General features: G+C 67.2%; 15 protein-coding genes and 1 pseudogene. 14 read left to right on the top strand and 2 right to left on the bottom strand.

Annotation, left to right across the window (positions count from 1 at the left end; genetic code table 11):
- Positions 1 to 22: 22 nt before the first annotated feature.
- From G6N50_RS22130 to wzm, 4 genes are read left to right on the top strand one after another with little or no spacing between them, the layout of a single operon-like run.
- On the top strand, positions 23 to 478 hold the full coding sequence (locus tag G6N50_RS22130; protein ID WP_232069013.1) for a bacterial proteasome activator family protein: 456 nt from the start codon (positions 23 to 25) through the stop codon (positions 476 to 478).
- 15 nt (positions 479 to 493) lie between these two features.
- On the top strand, positions 494 to 1,342 hold the full coding sequence (wzt, locus tag G6N50_RS22125; RefSeq protein ID WP_083097282.1) for a galactan export ABC transporter ATP-binding subunit Wzt/RfbE: 849 nt from the start codon (positions 494 to 496) through the stop codon (positions 1,340 to 1,342).
- Positions 1,335 to 2,261 (top strand): galactofuranosyltransferase GlfT1, encoded by a 927-nt coding sequence (gene glfT1, locus G6N50_RS22120; RefSeq protein ID WP_083097281.1) that lies wholly within the window; start codon positions 1,335 to 1,337, stop codon positions 2,259 to 2,261. The genes wzt and glfT1 overlap by 8 nt, the downstream gene beginning before the upstream one ends.
- Positions 2,258 to 3,088, top strand: a complete 831-nt coding sequence (wzm, locus tag G6N50_RS22115) for a galactan export ABC transporter permease subunit Wzm/RfbD (RefSeq protein ID WP_083097280.1) — start codon at positions 2,258 to 2,260, stop codon at positions 3,086 to 3,088. The genes glfT1 and wzm overlap by 4 nt, the downstream gene beginning before the upstream one ends.
- 111 nt (positions 3,089 to 3,199) lie before the next feature.
- Here wzm and G6N50_RS22110 read toward each other — a convergent pair whose 3' ends face one another.
- Complete coding sequence (locus tag G6N50_RS22110) at positions 3,200 to 3,637, bottom strand: ester cyclase (protein ID WP_083097278.1); 438 nt, start codon at positions 3,635 to 3,637, stop codon at positions 3,200 to 3,202.
- Positions 3,638 to 3,916: 279 nt separating this feature from the next.
- Here G6N50_RS22110 and G6N50_RS22105 point away from each other — a divergent pair, with 279 nt between their 5' ends.
- The 10 genes from G6N50_RS22105 (at position 3,917) to G6N50_RS22060 (ending at position 14,813) form a co-directional block, all read left to right on the top strand.
- A complete protein-coding gene (locus G6N50_RS22105) occupies positions 3,917 to 4,804 on the top strand; it encodes a TauD/TfdA dioxygenase family protein (protein ID WP_083097276.1) in 888 nt (295 codons plus the stop codon).
- 187 nt (positions 4,805 to 4,991) lie between these two features.
- Positions 4,992 to 5,474, top strand: coding sequence for a GreA/GreB family elongation factor (locus tag G6N50_RS22100; RefSeq protein WP_083097274.1), 483 nt, complete (start codon positions 4,992 to 4,994; stop codon positions 5,472 to 5,474).
- A 111-nt stretch (positions 5,475 to 5,585) separates the two neighbouring features.
- On the top strand, positions 5,586 to 5,951 hold the full coding sequence (locus G6N50_RS22095) for a GtrA family protein (RefSeq protein WP_142275664.1): 366 nt from the start codon (positions 5,586 to 5,588) through the stop codon (positions 5,949 to 5,951).
- 32 nt (positions 5,952 to 5,983) lie between these two features.
- On the top strand, positions 5,984 to 7,375 hold the full coding sequence (locus G6N50_RS22090) for an FAD-binding protein (RefSeq protein ID WP_083097270.1): 1,392 nt from the start codon (positions 5,984 to 5,986) through the stop codon (positions 7,373 to 7,375).
- On the top strand, positions 7,376 to 8,140 hold the full coding sequence (locus G6N50_RS22085; protein WP_083097269.1) for a decaprenylphospho-beta-D-erythro-pentofuranosid-2-ulose 2-reductase: 765 nt from the start codon (positions 7,376 to 7,378) through the stop codon (positions 8,138 to 8,140). It begins immediately after the preceding gene.
- A gap of 2 nt (positions 8,141 to 8,142) precedes the next feature.
- A complete protein-coding gene (locus tag G6N50_RS22080) occupies positions 8,143 to 10,044 on the top strand; it encodes a galactan 5-O-arabinofuranosyltransferase (RefSeq protein WP_083097267.1) in 1,902 nt (633 codons plus the stop codon).
- A 5-nt stretch (positions 10,045 to 10,049) separates the two neighbouring features.
- On the top strand, positions 10,050 to 13,328 hold the full coding sequence (locus tag G6N50_RS22075) for an arabinosyltransferase domain-containing protein (RefSeq protein ID WP_142275661.1): 3,279 nt from the start codon (positions 10,050 to 10,052) through the stop codon (positions 13,326 to 13,328).
- Positions 13,329 to 13,387: 59 nt separating this feature from the next.
- Complete coding sequence (locus G6N50_RS22070) at positions 13,388 to 13,711, top strand: ArsR/SmtB family transcription factor (protein ID WP_083097264.1); 324 nt, start codon at positions 13,388 to 13,390, stop codon at positions 13,709 to 13,711.
- Positions 13,708 to 14,193, top strand: coding sequence for an SRPBCC family protein (locus G6N50_RS22065; protein ID WP_083097262.1), 486 nt, complete (start codon positions 13,708 to 13,710; stop codon positions 14,191 to 14,193). Before G6N50_RS22070 ends, G6N50_RS22065 begins: the two co-directional genes overlap by 4 nt.
- Entirely contained in the window at positions 14,190 to 14,813 is a 624-nt protein-coding gene (locus G6N50_RS22060) for a maleylpyruvate isomerase family mycothiol-dependent enzyme (protein ID WP_083097260.1), read from the top strand. Before G6N50_RS22065 ends, G6N50_RS22060 begins: the two co-directional genes overlap by 4 nt.
- Before the next feature lie 3 nt (positions 14,814 to 14,816).
- On the opposite strand, the pseudogene G6N50_RS22055 reads toward G6N50_RS22060, so the two are convergent.
- Positions 14,817 to 15,236 (bottom strand): annotated as a pseudogene (locus G6N50_RS22055) (FHA domain-containing protein); the annotation flags it as partial.
- Positions 15,237 to 15,253: the final 17 nt, after the last annotated feature.

Raw genomic sequence — 15,253 nt, 5'->3', positions numbered from 1 at the left:
CATCGGCGGCGTCGACCCGCGGATGATGGCGATCGACGCCGACGCCGACGCCGACGAGCGTTCCCTGACCGACCTGGTTGAGCAGCCGGCGAAGGTGATGCGCATCGGCACCATGATCAAGCAACTGCTAGAGGAGGTGCGCGCCGCACCGCTGGACGAGGCCAGTCGTAACCGGCTGCGCGAGATCCACGCGACCAGCATCCGCGAACTGGAAGAGGGTTTGGCACCGGAACTGCGTGAGGAGCTCGACCGCCTCACCCTGCCATTCAACGAGGACAGCGCGCCGTCCGACGCCGAATTGCGGATCGCCCAAGCGCAGTTGGTCGGCTGGCTGGAAGGACTGTTTCACGGCATCCAGACCGCGCTGTTCGCCCAGCAGATGGCGGCCCGCGCGCAGCTGGAAAAGATGCGCCAAGGCGCGCTTCCCCCCGGCATGGGTAAGCCGGCCGGCGCGCCCGGACACGGTCAATACCTGTAAGCAGACGCGGCACCAATGGCACCGGCTTCGGGTCCTCACATCGAGACGCACAACGCGTGGGTGGAATTTCCCATCTTCGACGCCAAGTCGCGCTCGTTGAAGAAGGCCTTCCTGGGCAAGGCCGGCGGCACGATCGGCCGCAACAGCTCCAACGTGGTGGTGATCGAGGCGTTGCGCGACATCACCATGTCCCTCGAGCTGGGCGACCGGGTCGGCCTGGTGGGCCACAACGGGGCGGGCAAATCGACTCTGCTGCGCCTACTTTCGGGAATCTACGAACCCACCCGGGGCTGGGCCACGGTGACCGGCAGGGTCGCACCGGTCTTCGATCTCGGCGTCGGCATGGACCCCGAGATCTCCGGTTACGAGAACATCATCATCCGCGGCCTGTTCTTGGGTCAGACCCGAAAACAGATGCTGTCCAAGGTCGACGAAATCGCCGAGTTCACCGAGCTGGGCGACTACCTGTCGATGCCGCTGCGCACCTATTCCACCGGCATGCGGGTGCGGCTGGCGATGGGTGTGGTCACCAGCATCGACCCCGAAATACTGCTGCTCGACGAAGGCATCGGTGCGGTGGACGCCGACTTTTTAAAGAAGGCGCAGTCGCGGTTGCAGAGCCTGGTCGAGCGCTCCGGAATCCTGGTGTTCGCCAGCCATTCCAACGAATTCCTGGCCCGGTTGTGCAAGACGGCGATGTGGATCGACCACGGCGTCATCCGCATGTCCGGCGGCATAGAAGACGTGGTGCGCGCGTACGAGGGGGAGGACGCGGCCCGGCACGTCCGCGAGGTGCTGGCCGAGACCGAGGACGCGAATCGGGTCGACACACCCCTGGCCCAAAGAGCATCCGGGGATGAGTGAGACCGTCTTCGCCGTCGTCGTCACCCACCGGCGCCCCGACGAGCTGGCCAAGTCGCTCGATGTGCTGAGCACCCAGACCCGGCTGCCCGATCACCTCATCGTGGTGGACAACGATTTTTCCGGCGAAGGCCCGGGCTCCGGCCGGATCCGCGATCTGGTAGCCGGACAACCGATCCCGACCACCTACCTGGGTTCGCGCCGAAACCTCGGCGGCGCAGGGGGTTTCGCGCTGGGTATGCTGCACGCGCTGGCCCAGGGCGCCGATTGGGTGTGGCTGGCCGACGACGACGGCCGCCCGCAGGACTCGGGCGTGCTGGCCACCTTGCTGGCCTGCGCCGAAAAGCACGGCCTGGCTGAGGTATCGCCGATGGTCTGCAATATGGACGACCCGGAACGGCTGGCGTTTCCGTTGCGGCGTGGCCTGGTATGGCGCAGGCGCGCAAGCGAATTACGCACCGAGGCGGGACAAGACCTGCTGCCCGGGATTGCGTCGCTGTTCAACGGCGCGCTGTTCCGGGCCGCCACCCTGGACGCGGTCGGCGTCCCGGACCTGCGGCTGTTCATCCGCGGCGACGAGGTGGAATTGCACCGCAGGCTGGTGCGTTCCGGGCTGCCGTTCGGTACCTGCCTGGACACGATCTACCTGCACCCCTGCGGATCCGATGAGTTCCGCCCGATCCTGGGTGGCCGGATGCACACCCAGTATCCCGACAACCCCACCAAACGGTTCTACACCTACCGCAACCGCGGCTACCTGCTGTCGCAGCCCGGTCTGCGCAAGCTGCTGCTGCAGGAGTGGGTCCGATTCGGCTGGTTCTTCTTGGTGACCCGCCGCGACCCCCGCGGCCTGTTGGAGTGGATCCGGTTGCGGCGCTTGGGACGTCGTGAGCAGTTCGGTCAGGCCGGGAGGCTTACATGACATTCATCGACACGGCGGCACAGTCGCGCACACTCACCCGCGCCCGAGGCGATCTCGCCGACGGCTTCCGTCGCCACGAGCTCTGGCTGCACCTGGGCTGGCAGGACATCAAGCAGCGCTACCGCCGCTCGGTGCTGGGGCCCTTCTGGATCACCATCGCGACGGGAACCACGGCCGTCGCGATGGGCGGCTTGTACTCCAAGCTGTTTCACCTCGAGCTGTCGGTGCACCTGCCGTATGTGACGCTGGGGCTGATCATCTGGAACCTGATCAATGCGGCCATCCTGGAGGGCGCCGACGTCTTCGTCGCCAACGAGGGCCTGATCAAACAGTTGCCGACGCCGCTGTCCGTGCACGTCTACCGGTTGGTGTGGCGGCAGATGATCCTGTTCGCGCACAACATCGTCATCTACCTCGTCATCGCGATGATCTATCCCAAGCCGTGGTCGTGGGCGGATCTGTCGGTCATCCCGGCGCTGGGGCTGATCGTGCTCAACTGCATCTGGGTATCGCTGTGTTTCGGCATCCTGGCGACCCGCTATCGCGACATCGGCCCGTTGCTCTTTTCGATCGTGCAGTTGCTGTTCTTCATGACGCCGATCATCTGGAACGACGACACCCTGCGCCAGCAGGGCGCCGGGCGCTGGTCGAGCATCGTCGAACTCAACCCCTTGCTGCACTATCTCGATATCGTTCGGGCGCCGCTGCTGGGGTCGCATCAGCAACTGCGGCACTGGGCCGTGGTGCTGGTGCTGACGGCCGTCGGCTGGATCCTGGCCGCCTTCGCGATGCGCCAGTACCGCGCCCGGGTGCCCTACTGGGTGTAGCGGTTCCGACGGAAGAGCATGCGGTGCCGTTTCCGCAAGGCCCCGCACATCCGTCCAGCCTCAAGCCGCGCTGCCGGTGCCACGGACTCTGAAGCCCGTACCAGTCCGTGCTTAGCTGATAGCGGGAAGCACACCCATCTGAGTCAGCACGGTGGCCATATCGAAGTAGACCTTCTCGCACAAGAGTCGATCGCCGTCGAATTCGAAAATCCCGACTATCGGAATCTCGATGGGGCGTCCGGTCGGCGGGATGCCCGCCCATTCGCCGCGATGGGTTCCGGTGATCAGCCCTTCGCCGAATACTGCGTCGTCGGCATGGCGCATCTTGCCGAGCTCGGCGTGCAGGTCGGGAAGGCCGATCATCAAGCCTTGCAGCAGCTCTCGAACGGCCTCCGCACCCTCGCTCGGGGCGCCGTTCACCTCGTAACGCGGATGGGCGAAGGTGGCGATTGTCGCCTCGATATCGTGCCGGTTTTCCGCCTCGGCGTGCTGATTGACGATCGCCTCGCGGCGCTGGCGGAGGCTGGTGATGTCGTCGACGCCGGTCATATACGGGGCCTCCTCGATATCTCGATGAACCCCCCGATAGGGCGCCACTCTAGAACACCCGCCCGATGCTTGGGCGGATTTGCTGATAGCAGGCTCACCACGCTTGCTTAGAGTGTTCGTCGCTCAGTCAGAACGACTGCCGCGTTAACCGTTCAGGCATGCTGCCGCCGCGCAGCCGGCCGAAGCGGTTCCGGCGGAAGACCGGTGCCGGCGTGGTTGCCGGGGGCTCGTTTTGGGTGGACAGTCGTGCTCAAGCCTCGATTGCGATGGAGGGCGCCGATGGAAATCGTGACGTTGGGCCCGGGCTTTGCCGCGGAATTGCGCGGAGTGACCATCCACGACGTGGCGGCGACCGACGCTGCGTACGCGGCGGTGCGCGCGGCGTTCGAGGAGCACTCGGTTCTGGTCCTTCGCGACCAGGACGTCACCGATGAAGCACAACTCGCCTTCTCGGGTCGCTTCGGCCCGCTCGAGGTCACCAAGCCGGGCTCGGTGGGCCACGGCACCAACCTCGTGGAACTCAAGACCCTCGACGAGCAGGGCAACGTAGTGCCGGAAGATCACCGGCTCGCCCTGGAAAACAAAGCCAACCAGCTTTGGCACACCGACAGTTCGTTCAAGCGGGTGCCGGCGCTCGCTTCGGTGCTGTCATCGCGCATCGTTCCGGCGCGGGGCGGCGAGACCGAGTACGTCTCCACCCGGCTCGCGTTCGAGCGCCTCGATCCGACATTGCAGGGGAAGTTGGAACATTGCTTCGCCTGGCACGAATACGCCTTCTCACGCGCGAAGATCGCGCCCGACCTTGTCGGACCGGCCGAGCGGGCGGCGCTGCCGCCACAGTGCTGGCGTCTTGTCTGGAAGAACCCGGTCAATGGGCGCAAGGCGCTGTACATGGCCTCGCACACCTACGCGATCGAGGGCATGGAGCGGAAAGCGGCGCAAGAGTTACTTGCCGAACTGACGGAGGCGGCGACCGCCCCCGGTGCGAGCTATCTGCACTCATGGCGCGAGGGCGACGTGGTGATGTGGGACAACCGCGCGATCATGCATCGGGGCCGGCCGTGGCCGGCGCGAGAGCCGCGCCACATGGTGCGAAGCACGATTTCTGCGACGGCCGTGGACGGGCTCGACGCGATGCATGCGCCAACGCGCCGGGCGGCGGAATAGACCGCCCGGGCGATGGGAAGTCGTACGGCCGGCGGTTCGCCGAACGGCCGGTGGCGTGCGGCGCCACTCAGTCGCAGCGACGTGCCACTCCAACGGACCACACGGCTTGCCCAATATGGTGGCGGCCGCCTGGTCGTGGTGTCACACTGGAACGCCACCTGAGCAACCGGGGGAAAGGTCCACCGACGTGAGCAAAAAAGTCCCATCAGCAGTGGACGCCGCGCGGAACAACCTCGAAGCGGAGCTGGACCGGCTAAGGCAACGACGCGACCGCCTCGAGGCCGAAGTCAAGAACGACCGCGGGATGGTGGGCGATCACGGGGACGCGGCCGAGGCGATCCAGCGCGCCGAGGAACTGGTTGTCCTCACCGACCGGATCAACGAGTTGGACCGGCGCTTGCGGACCGGGCCGTCGGATGCCGAGGCATCGGAGGAGACGCTGCCCGGCGGCACCGAGGTGACGCTGCGGTTCGCCGACGGTGAAGTGGTCACGATGCACGTCATCTCCATCGTCGAGGAGACACCCGTCGGCCGGGAGGCCGAGACGCTGACCGCGCGCAGCCCCCTGGCCCAGGCCCTTGCCGGGCGCAAGCCCGGCGACACGGTGACCTACTCGACGCCGCAGGGCGAGAACCAGGTGGAGTTGATCGCGGTCAAGCTGCCCAAATAGCGCTTCCCGGGAGCGCGCGGCTGTCCCGTTAGACTCCCCTCGATGGTTGCCCCGCTTCCCGATTCCGCGTCTGAGGACGCGCGTCCGCACCCGGATCTGGCCACACAGGTCATCCGGTTCATGGTCACCGGCGGCCTGGCCGCAATCGTGGACTTCGGGCTCTACCTGCTGCTGTGGAAGGTGGTGGGCGTACAGGTCGACCTGTCCAAGGCCACCAGCTTCATCGTCGGCACCATCACGGCCTACCTGATCAATCGCCGCTGGACGTTCCAGGCGACTCCCAGCACCGCCCGGTTCGTCGCGGTCATGGTCCTCTACGCCATCACGTTCGCCGTGCAAGTCGGGCTCAACCACCTGTGTCTGGCATTGCTGCACTACCGGGGATGGGCACCGCTCGTCGCGTTCGTGATCGCGCAGGGCACCGCCACGGTGATCAACTTCGTCGTGCAGCGGGCCGTAATCTTCCGCATCCGCTGAGCCACCCTCGGCAAGCGGTACCCTCTTTGACGATGTCGAGCACCGATCCCCTGACCAGGCCCGCCCAGCTGATGGGCTTTGGGCGCACCGCGCCGTCGGTGGCCCAGGTGCTCTCCACCCGCGATCCCGAGGTGATCGCCAAGGCGGTAGCCCGGGTGGCCGACTCGGGCGATCCCAAAGGCCGAGGCGTGATCGCCCGCGGGCTGGGCCGGTCCTACGGCGACAACGCCCAAAACGGCGGCGGCCTGGTGATCGACATGACCGGACTTAATCGCATCCACTCGATCAGCGCCGACACCCGACTGGTCGACGTCGACGCCGGCGTCAGCCTGGACCAGTTGATGAAGGCCGCGCTGCCGTTCGGGCTCTGGGTTCCGGTGCTGCCGGGAACGCGCCAGGTCACCGTCGGCGGCGCGATCGCCTGCGACATCCACGGCAAGAACCACCACAGCGCGGGCAGCTTCGGCAACCACGTCCACTCGATGGACCTCCTGATGGCCGACGGCACGGTCCGCACCATCACCCCCGACGGGGAGGACGCCGAGCTGTTCTGGGCCACCGTCGGCGGCAACGGCCTGACCGGGATCGTGCTGCGCGCCACCATCGCCATGACGCCCACCGAGACGGCGTACTTCATCGCCGACGGCGTGGCCACGAAAGATCTCGACGAAACGGTCGCCGTCCACCTCGACGGCAGCGAGGCCAACTACACCTACTCCAGCGCCTGGTTCGACCTGATCAGTCCGCCGCCGAAGCTGGGCCGGGCCGCGGTCAGCCGGGGCAGCCTGGCCAAGCTCGACCAACTGCCGAAGAAGCTGGCCAAGAACCCGCTGAAATTCGATGCGCCGCAGCTGTTGACGGTGCCGGATGTGTTTCCGGTGAGCGCGATGAACAAGCTGTCGTTCATGGCGATCGGCGAGGTGTACTACCGGCTGGGCGGAACCTACAGCGGCAAGATCCAGAACCTGTCGCAGTTCTACCACATGCTCGACCTCGTTAGCGGCTGGAATAATGCCTATGGCCCAAGGGGTTTCGCCCAACACCAGTTCCTGGTTCCACCGGACGCGATGGAAGAATTCAAGGCGATCATCCGGTGGATCCAGACCAGCGGCCACTACTCGGCGCTGAACGTGTTCAAGCTTTTCGGCCCGGGCAACCGCGCGCCGTTGAGTTTCCCGATGGCCGGCTGGAACGTCGCCATGGACTTCCCCAATAAGCCGGGGATCAACGAGTTCCTCAACGAACTCGACAGGCGCGTGCTGGAATTCGGCGGACGGGTATACACCGCCAAGGATTCCCGGGTGAGCGCCGAAACCTTCCACGCCATGTATCCGCGCATCGACGAATGGATCGCGGTACGCCGCAAGGCCGACCCCCTGCGGGTCTTCGCCTCTGACATGGCCCGACGTTTGGAGCTGCTCTAAATGGTGCTCGATGCCGTAGGTAATCCGCAGACCATCCTGCTGCTCGGCGGCACCTCCGAGATCGGGCTGGCGATCTGTGAACGCTACCTGCAGAACGCACACGCGCGGATTGTGCTGGCCGCCATGCCCAATGACCCGGGCCGGGATGCAGCGGTGGCGCAGATGCAGGCCGCGGGCGCGCGGTCGGTCGAGCTGATCGACTTCGAGGCCACCGATTCCGACACCCATCCGAAGATGATCGAGGCGGCTTTCGCCCACGGCGACGTCGACGTGGCCATTGTGGCGTTCGGCATCCTCGGCGATGCCGAAGAGCTGTGGCAAGACCAGCGGAAGGCGGTGCTGGCTGCCGAAATCAACTACACCGCAGCGGTTTCTGTTGGCGTCCTGCTGGGCGAGAAGATGCGGGCTCAGGGTTTCGGCCAGATCATCGCGATGAGTTCGGCGGCCGGGGAGCGGGTGCGTCGGTCCAACTTCGTCTACGGCTCCACCAAGGCCGGATTGGACGGGTTCTACCTGGGGCTCGGAGAGGCGTTGCGCGAGTTCGGCGTTCGCGTCCTGGTGATCCGCCCCGGCCAGGTACGCACCCGGATGAGCGCGCACGTCAAGGAAGCCCCGCTCACCGTCGACAAGGAGTACGTCGCCAACCTCGCGGTGACCGCGGCCGCCAAAGGTAAGGAATTGGTTTGGGCACCAGCAGCATTCCGTTACGTGATGATGGTGTTGCGACACGTCCCGCGTCCCATCTTCCGCAAGCTTCCCATCTGACCATGCGTAACGCGCTGGCCACCCTCGGCCAGATGGCTTTGGCGGTGCTGGTCGCGGTCGCCGTCGCGGTGGTATCGCTGATCGCCATCTCTCGGGTGCAGTGGCCGGCCTTCCCGTCCTCCAATCAACTGCACGCGCTGACCACCGTCGGGCAGGTCGGCTGCCTGGCCGGGCTGGTTGGCGTCGGCTGGGCGTGGCGGCGCTGCTCGCGCCCCCGCGGCCGGCTGGTGACCCAACTGGCCGGGCTGGTCTTCGTGTCCGCGTTCACCGTCGTGACGCTGGGCATGCCGCTGGGGGCGACCAAGCTGTATCTGTTCGGCATTTCCGTCGATCAGCAGTTCCGGACCGAATACCTGACGCGGCTCGCGGACAGCCCGGCCCTGCGCGACATGACCTACATCGGGCTGCCGCCGTATTACCCGCCGGGCTGGTTCTGGATCGGCGGCCGCGCCGCGGCGCTCAGCGGGACACCGGCGTGGGAGATCTTCAAGCCGTGGGCCATCACCTCGATCACGATCGCGGTCGCGGTCGCGCTGGTGCTCTGGTGGCGGATGGTCCGGTTCGAATACGCGCTGATCGTCACCACCGCGACGGCCGCGGTGACACTGGCTTACGGCTCCCCTGAGCCCTACTCGGCGATGATCACCGTGTTGTTGCCGCCGATGCTGGTGCTGACCTGGTCGGGTCTGCGCGCCGGTGACCGCCCGGACGCCCCGGCCGGCGCGGGCTGGGGGGCGGTGATCGCCGCCGGGATATTTCTGGGCTGGACGGCCACCTGGTACACCCTGCTGTTCGGGTTCAGCGCGTTCGCGGTCGGATTGATGGCCGTGTGGCTGGCCGGGGTGCGCTGGCTCCGGAACAGGACCGGCGGCGGCAGGGCCGCCCTCGATCCGCTGCGGCGGTTGGCCGTCATCGCCGCCATCGCCGTGGTGATCGCGTGCACGACCTGGCTTCCGTTCGTCGTGCGCGCGGTCCACAACCCGGTCAGCAACTCCGGCAGCGCCATGCACTACCTGCCGGCCGACGGCGCCGAGTTGACCTTCCCGATGCTGCAGTTCACGCTGCTGGGCGTCGTCTGCCTGATCGGCACCCTGTGGCTGGTGGTGCGGGCCGGCTCCTCGGTGCGGGCCGGGGCGCTGGCCATCGGCGTGCTGGCGATCTACCTGTGGTCGCTGCTGTCGATGCTCACCACCCTGGCGCGCACCACCCTGTTGTCGTTCCGGCTGCAGCCGACCCTGAGCGTGTTGCTGGTCGCGGCCGGGGCGTTCGGCTTCGTCGAGGTGGTGCGGGCGTTATCCGCGCGGGGGCGGGCGGTGCTCCCGGTAGCCGGGGCCGTCGGCCTGGCCGCCGCGGTGGCGTTCAGTCAGGACATCCCCGACGTGCTGCGCCCCGACCTCACCATCGCCTACACCGACACCGACGGTCACGCGCGGCGCGGCGATCGGCGACCGCCCAGCGCCGAGAAGTTCTACGCCACGATCGATCACGCGATCACGCAGGTAACCGGCAAGCGCCGGGATCAGACCGTCGTGATGACGGCCGACTACAGCTTCCTGTCCTTCTACCCGTACTGGGGATTTCAGGGGCTCACGTCGCACTACGCCAACCCGCTCGCACAATTCGACCTGCGCGCCGCGCAGATCAGCAAGTGGTCCAACCTCAAGACCGCCGACGAGCTGATCCACGCCCTGGACACCTGCCCCTGGCCGCCGCCGACGGTCTTCCTCATGCGCCGAGGCGCAAACGGCAACTACACCCTGCGGCTGGCCGAGGACGTCTACCCCAACCAGCCCAACGTGCGGCGGTATACCGTCGATCTGCGCGGCGCCTTGTTCGACGATCCGCGTTTCGTCGTCCAAAGCGTCGGCCCATTTGTGCTGGCCATCCGCAAGCCCGGGACGTAACCCTGATGAGCACTGACACCACGCCTCAAACGGGGCCCCAAACAGCCGAAGAACTAGCATCTAGCTCCGTGAACGACACGGGAGCGAATCACCGGATCGCCCGACTGGTCGCTTCCGTCGCCGGGCTGCTCGGAGTGCTGCTGGCGATCGCCACCCCACTGCTTCCGGTCGACCAGACCACCGCCCAACTGAACTGGCCGCAGAACGGCACATTCGGCAGCGTCGACGCGCCGCTGATCGGCTACGTCGCCACCGATCTGACCATCACCATCCCGTGCCAGGCCGCCGCCGGATTGACCGGGGGAGGCAACGGCGGCAAGACGGTGCTGTTGTCGACCGTGCCCAAACAGGCTCCGAAGGCCGTCGACCGGGGACTGCTGATTGTGCGCGCCAACAACGACCTGGTGCTGGTGGTGCGCAACGTCCCGGTGGTCACCGCCCCGTTGAGCCAGGTGCTCAGTCCGGCCTGCCAGCGGTTGACCTTCACCGCGCACGCGGACCGCGTCACCGCCGAGTTCGTCGGGCTCACCCAGGGACCCAACGCCGAGCATCCCGGGGCGCCGCTGCGCGGCGAGAAGAGCGGCTACGACTTCCGGCCCCAGATCGTCGGCGTCTTCACCGATTTGAGCGGACCGGCTCCGTCCGGCCTGAACTTCTCGGCGACCATCGACACCCGCTACAGCAGCAGCCCCACCCCGCTGAAGATGGCCGCGATGATCCTCGGGCTGGTACTGACCGCCACCGCCCTGATCGCGCTGCACATCCTCGACACCGCCGACGGGACTCGGCACCGCCGCTTCCTGCCCGCCCGCTGGTGGTCGATCGGCGGCCTGGACGCCCTGGTCATCGGCGTCCTGGTGTGGTGGCACTTCGTCGGCGCCAACACCTCCGATGACGGCTACATCCTGACCATGGCCCGCGTGTCCGAGCACGCCGGCTACATGGCCAACTACTACCGCTGGTTCGGCACGCCCGAGGCGCCGTTCGGCTGGTACTACGACCTGCTGGCGCTGTGGGCCCACGTGAGCACCACCAGCGTCTGGATGCGGTTGCCCACCTTGGTGATCGCGCTGACGTGCTGGTGGGTGATCAGCCGGGAGGTCATGCCGCGGCTGGGTCATGCGGTCAAACAGAACCGCGCCGCGGCCTGGACCGCTGCCGGCATGTTCCTGGCCGTCTGGCTACCGCTGGACAACGGCCTGCGTCCCGAGCCGATCATCGCCCTGGGCATCCTGCTGACCTGGTGCTCGGTGGAACGTGCGGTCGCTACCAGCCGGCTGCTTCCGGTGGCCATCGCCTGCATCATCGGTGCGCTGACCCTGTTCTCCGGGCCGACGGGCATCGCCTCGATCGGCGCGCTGCTGGTCGCGATCGGGCCGCTGCGGACCATCCTGCACCGCCGCTCCAAACGCTTCGGGGCGCTGCCGCTGATCGCGCCCCTGCTGGCCGCCGTCACCGTCACCGCGATCCTGATCTTCCGCGACCAGACGATGGCCGGTGAGATCCAGGCCACCATGCTCAAACGCGCCGTAGGGCCCAGCCTCAGTTGGTTCGACGAACACATCCGCTACGAGCGGCTGTTCATGGCCAGCCCCGACGGATCGGTCGCCCGTCGCTTCGCCGTGCTGGCGCTGGTTCTCGCCCTCGGGGTCACGGTCGCAATGTCGTTGCGCAAGGGCCGGATTCCGGGGACTGCCGCCGGGCCGAGCCGGCGCATCGTCGGGATCACCATCATCTCCTTCGTCGCGATGATGTTCACGCCCACCAAATGGACCCACCACTTCGGGGTGTTCGCCGGACTGGCCGGTCCGCTGGGTGCGCTGGCCGCGGTGGCGGTGACCTCCGTGGCGATGCGATCCCGGCGCAATCGCACCGTGTACGCCGCCGTGGTGCTGTTCCTGGTGGCATTGTCGTTCGCCAGTGTCAACGGCTGGTGGTACGTATCGAATTTCGGTGTGCCGTGGTCGAATCAGTTCCCGGCCTGGCATTACGCCTTCGCCACCGCGCTGCTCGGTGCGACGGTGGTGGTGCTGCTGCTGGCGGCCTGGTTCCACTTCGTCGCCCCGGACAACGGGCCGCCCAGGACCCGGCTGGGAGTCCGGGCGGCTGGAATCGTGCAGTCCCCCTTGGCAATTGCGACCTGGATGCTGGTGGTGTTCGAGGTGGCATCGCTGACCCTGGCGATGACCGACCAGTATCCGGCGTGGTCGGTCGGCCGCTCCAACCTGCAAGCCCTGACCGGAAAGTCGTGCGGACTGGCCGAGGACGTGCTGGTGGAGCAAGATCCCAACGCCGGAATGCTGACGCCGGTGAGCGCGTCGGCGGCCGACGCGCTCGGCGCCGGATTATCAGAAGCCTTCACGCCCAACGGGATTCCCGCCGATGTGCGGGCCGACCCGGTGATGGAACGTCCGGGTGATCGCAGCTTCGTCAACGACGAGGAGAAGACCGGCAGCAACCAGGCCGGCACCGAGGGCGGCACCACGCCCGCACCGGGGATCAACGGTTCGTCGGCCCAGCTGCCCTTCAGTCTCGACCCCGCACGCACACCGGTGCTCGGCAGCTGGCGCTCCGGCATCCAGGTGCCCGCGCACCTGCGGTCCAGCTGGTACCGGCTGCCCGCCCGCGACAAGGCGGGGCCGCTGCTGGTGGTGAGTGCGGCCGGGCGCTTCGACCCCCGCGAGGTCCAGGTGCAGTGGGCCACCGACGAGCAGGCGGCCGGCGGGCACCCCGGCGGTTCGTTCCAATTCGCGGACGTGGGGGCATCGCCGGCCTGGCGCAACCTGCGGTTGCCGATGTCGGCAATTCCCAACTCCGCCACCCAGATTCGGTTGGTCGCCGATGACGAGGACCTGGCCCCGCAGCACTGGATCGCGCTGACCCCGCCGCGGATGCCGCAGCTGCGCACGCTGCAGGACGTGGTGGGCTCCGCCGACCCGGTGTTCTTGGACTGGCTCGTCGGGCTGGCCTTCCCCTGCCAGCGACCGTTCGGTCATCAGAACGGGCTCGACGAGACTCCGCGGTGGCGCATCCTGCCCGACCGCTTCGGCGCCGAGGCCAACTCGCCGGTGATGGACAACAACGGCGGTGGGCCGCTGGGCGTGACCGAGTTGCTGGTGAAGGCGACCACCGTGGCCACCTACCTCAAGGACGACTGGTCGCGCGATTGGGGTTCGCTGCAACGGTTGACGCCCTACTACCCCGACGCCGAACCCGCCCGCCTGCTGCTGGGAACGGCGACGCGCAGCGGGCTGTGGAATCCGGCGCCGCTGCGTAAAACCTGAGGCGCACAACGAGGCGCAAGCCTTGAGACCGCACATTGGTAAGTCTATGCTTACGGTTCGTGGTCGCTTACCAAACGGGTGACGTCTGGCTGGCCCTGGCGGACGGGACTCGGCGGGCCATCGTGGAACGCCTCGCGCACGGTCCGTCGGCGGTCGGGGAACTGGCCCGCGGCCTGCCCGTCAGCCGACCGGCGGTTTCCCAACACCTCAAGGTGCTCAAGTCCGCCGGGCTGGTGCGCGACCGCGCCGCGGGAACTCGTCGGGTCTATCAGCTCGACCCCACCGGACTGCAGGCACTGCGCGCCGACCTCGACCGGTTCTGGACACAGGCACTGGCCGGGTATGCGCGGACCATCGAAGAAATGAACGAAGGAGCACCATGACGCAGCAGATCCGCAATGTCACCCACCACGTCGTGGTCAATGCCCCCATCGCCCGCGCGTTCGCCGTCTTCACCGAGCAGTTCGGCGCCTTCAAGCCGCGCGAGCATAATCTGCCGGCCGTCCCGATCGCCGAGACAGTGTTCGAACCCCAAGTGGGCGGCCACATTTACGATCGAGGAGTCGACGGCAGTATCTGCCGCTGGGCGCGCATCCTGGTCTACGAGCCGCCCCACCGCGTGACGTTCAGCTGGGACATCGGTCCGACGTGGCAACTGGAAACCGACCAGACCAAGACCAGCGAGGTCGAAGTCCGCTTCACCGCCGAGGGCGGCGAGCGAACCCGGGTGGATCTTGAACACCGCCACCTGGACCGGCATGGCCCGGGCTGGCAATCCGTCGCCGATGGTGTCGACGGAGACGCGGGCTGGCCGCTGTACCTGGCGCGCTACATGAAGCTGTTGAGCGACGGTGAGCCGCGATGACGTCCGACCTGATGACCATGGCCCGCGCCGAGCGGGCCGACCTCGCGGAATTCCTGGCCACCCTGACACCGCAGGACTGGGAGGCGCCCACCCTGTGCACCCGATGGAATGTGAAAGACGTTGTCGCGCATGTGATCAGCTATGAGGATCTCGGTGCGCTGGGGCTGCTGAAACGGTTCACCAAGGGCCGGATCGTGCGGGCCAACCAGGTGGGTGTCGACGAATTCGCGGCCCTGACCCCGCAACAGCTACTGGAATTCCTGCGCAGCCATCTCCAACCACGCGGGCTGACAGCAGGTTTCGGCGGCATGATCGCACTCATCGACGGCACGATCCATCACCAGGACATCCGCCGCGCGCTGGGCCGGCCGCGTGAGGTACCACCCGATCGACTCGAACGAATCCTTCCCCTGGTGCCCGGTAACCCCCGGCTCGGTGCGGGACGCCGGATCAGGGGTTTGCGGCTGCGCGCCACCGACGTCGAGTGGACGCACGGCGACGGGCCCGAGGTGACCGGCCCCGGCGAGGCGCTGCTGCTGGCGATGACCGGACGTCCGGCCGCCCTGGCCGACCTCGATGGCCCGGGGCTCGCCACCCTGGCGGCCCGCATCGGCGAATAGCGTTCAGGCGGGCCGGATTTCGAAGACGAACTCGGAGTTGCCGATACGGATGTGATCGCCGTCTTCGAGGGTGGCGCTGCGCTGCACCCACCGGCCCTGCACCTGCACACCGTTGGTCGATTTCATGTCGGTGATCAGAAAGTCCTTCCCGGTATCGATGATCACGGCATGGTGGCGGCTCACCGCGGTGTCGTCGAGGTGTCCTATCCGGGTGGTCACACCGCTGAGCTGATAGAGGCGGCAGGCGTTGTCACGCAGCCCCGCGACGACCAGATCGTCGACCCACGCCGCCGCCGACTCCGAGCGGACGGTGCTGTGCTTGTGGGTGGTCATCACGGCCAGCTCGCCCGCCCGTTCGGGTTGTTCGGGGCCCAGCGGCTCCTGGCGCAAAATGCGTTGCTGCAGCGCGTTGACCGTGAACCCGACTCATCTCCGACCCG

Source organism: Mycobacterium mantenii (assembly GCF_010731775.1).
Classification (GTDB): Bacteria; Actinomycetota; Actinomycetes; order Mycobacteriales; family Mycobacteriaceae; genus Mycobacterium; species Mycobacterium mantenii.
Note: the sequence above shows the minus strand (reverse complement) of the source record. Positions and strands in the feature narration are given on the sequence as shown.

What these genes read in the sequence shown, in the direction of transcription:
- G6N50_RS22080 (WP_083097267.1), top strand. Translation starts at nt 8,143, where the DNA reads ATGCGTAACGCGCTGGCCACCCTCGGCCAGATGGCTTTGGCGGTGCTG.
- G6N50_RS22075 (WP_142275661.1), top strand. Translation starts at nt 10,050, where the DNA reads ATGAGCACTGACACCACGCCTCAAACGGGGCCCCAAACAGCCGAAGAA.
- G6N50_RS22105 (WP_083097276.1), top strand. Translation starts at nt 3,917, where the DNA reads ATGGAAATCGTGACGTTGGGCCCGGGCTTTGCCGCGGAATTGCGCGGA.
- wzt (WP_083097282.1), top strand. Translation starts at nt 494, where the DNA reads ATGGCACCGGCTTCGGGTCCTCACATCGAGACGCACAACGCGTGGGTG.
- glfT1 (WP_083097281.1), top strand. Translation starts at nt 1,335, where the DNA reads ATGAGTGAGACCGTCTTCGCCGTCGTCGTCACCCACCGGCGCCCCGAC.
- G6N50_RS22110 (WP_083097278.1), bottom strand. Translation starts at nt 3,637, where the DNA reads ATGACCGGCGTCGACGACATCACCAGCCTCCGCCAGCGCCGCGAGGCG.
- G6N50_RS22130 (WP_232069013.1), top strand. Translation starts at nt 23, where the DNA reads ATGATGGCGATCGACGCCGACGCCGACGCCGACGAGCGTTCCCTGACC.
- G6N50_RS22060 (WP_083097260.1), top strand. Translation starts at nt 14,190, where the DNA reads ATGACGTCCGACCTGATGACCATGGCCCGCGCCGAGCGGGCCGACCTC.
- G6N50_RS22090 (WP_083097270.1), top strand. Translation starts at nt 5,984, where the DNA reads ATGTCGAGCACCGATCCCCTGACCAGGCCCGCCCAGCTGATGGGCTTT.
- wzm (WP_083097280.1), top strand. Translation starts at nt 2,258, where the DNA reads ATGACATTCATCGACACGGCGGCACAGTCGCGCACACTCACCCGCGCC.
- G6N50_RS22065 (WP_083097262.1), top strand. Translation starts at nt 13,708, where the DNA reads ATGACGCAGCAGATCCGCAATGTCACCCACCACGTCGTGGTCAATGCC.
- G6N50_RS22085 (WP_083097269.1), top strand. Translation starts at nt 7,376, where the DNA reads ATGGTGCTCGATGCCGTAGGTAATCCGCAGACCATCCTGCTGCTCGGC.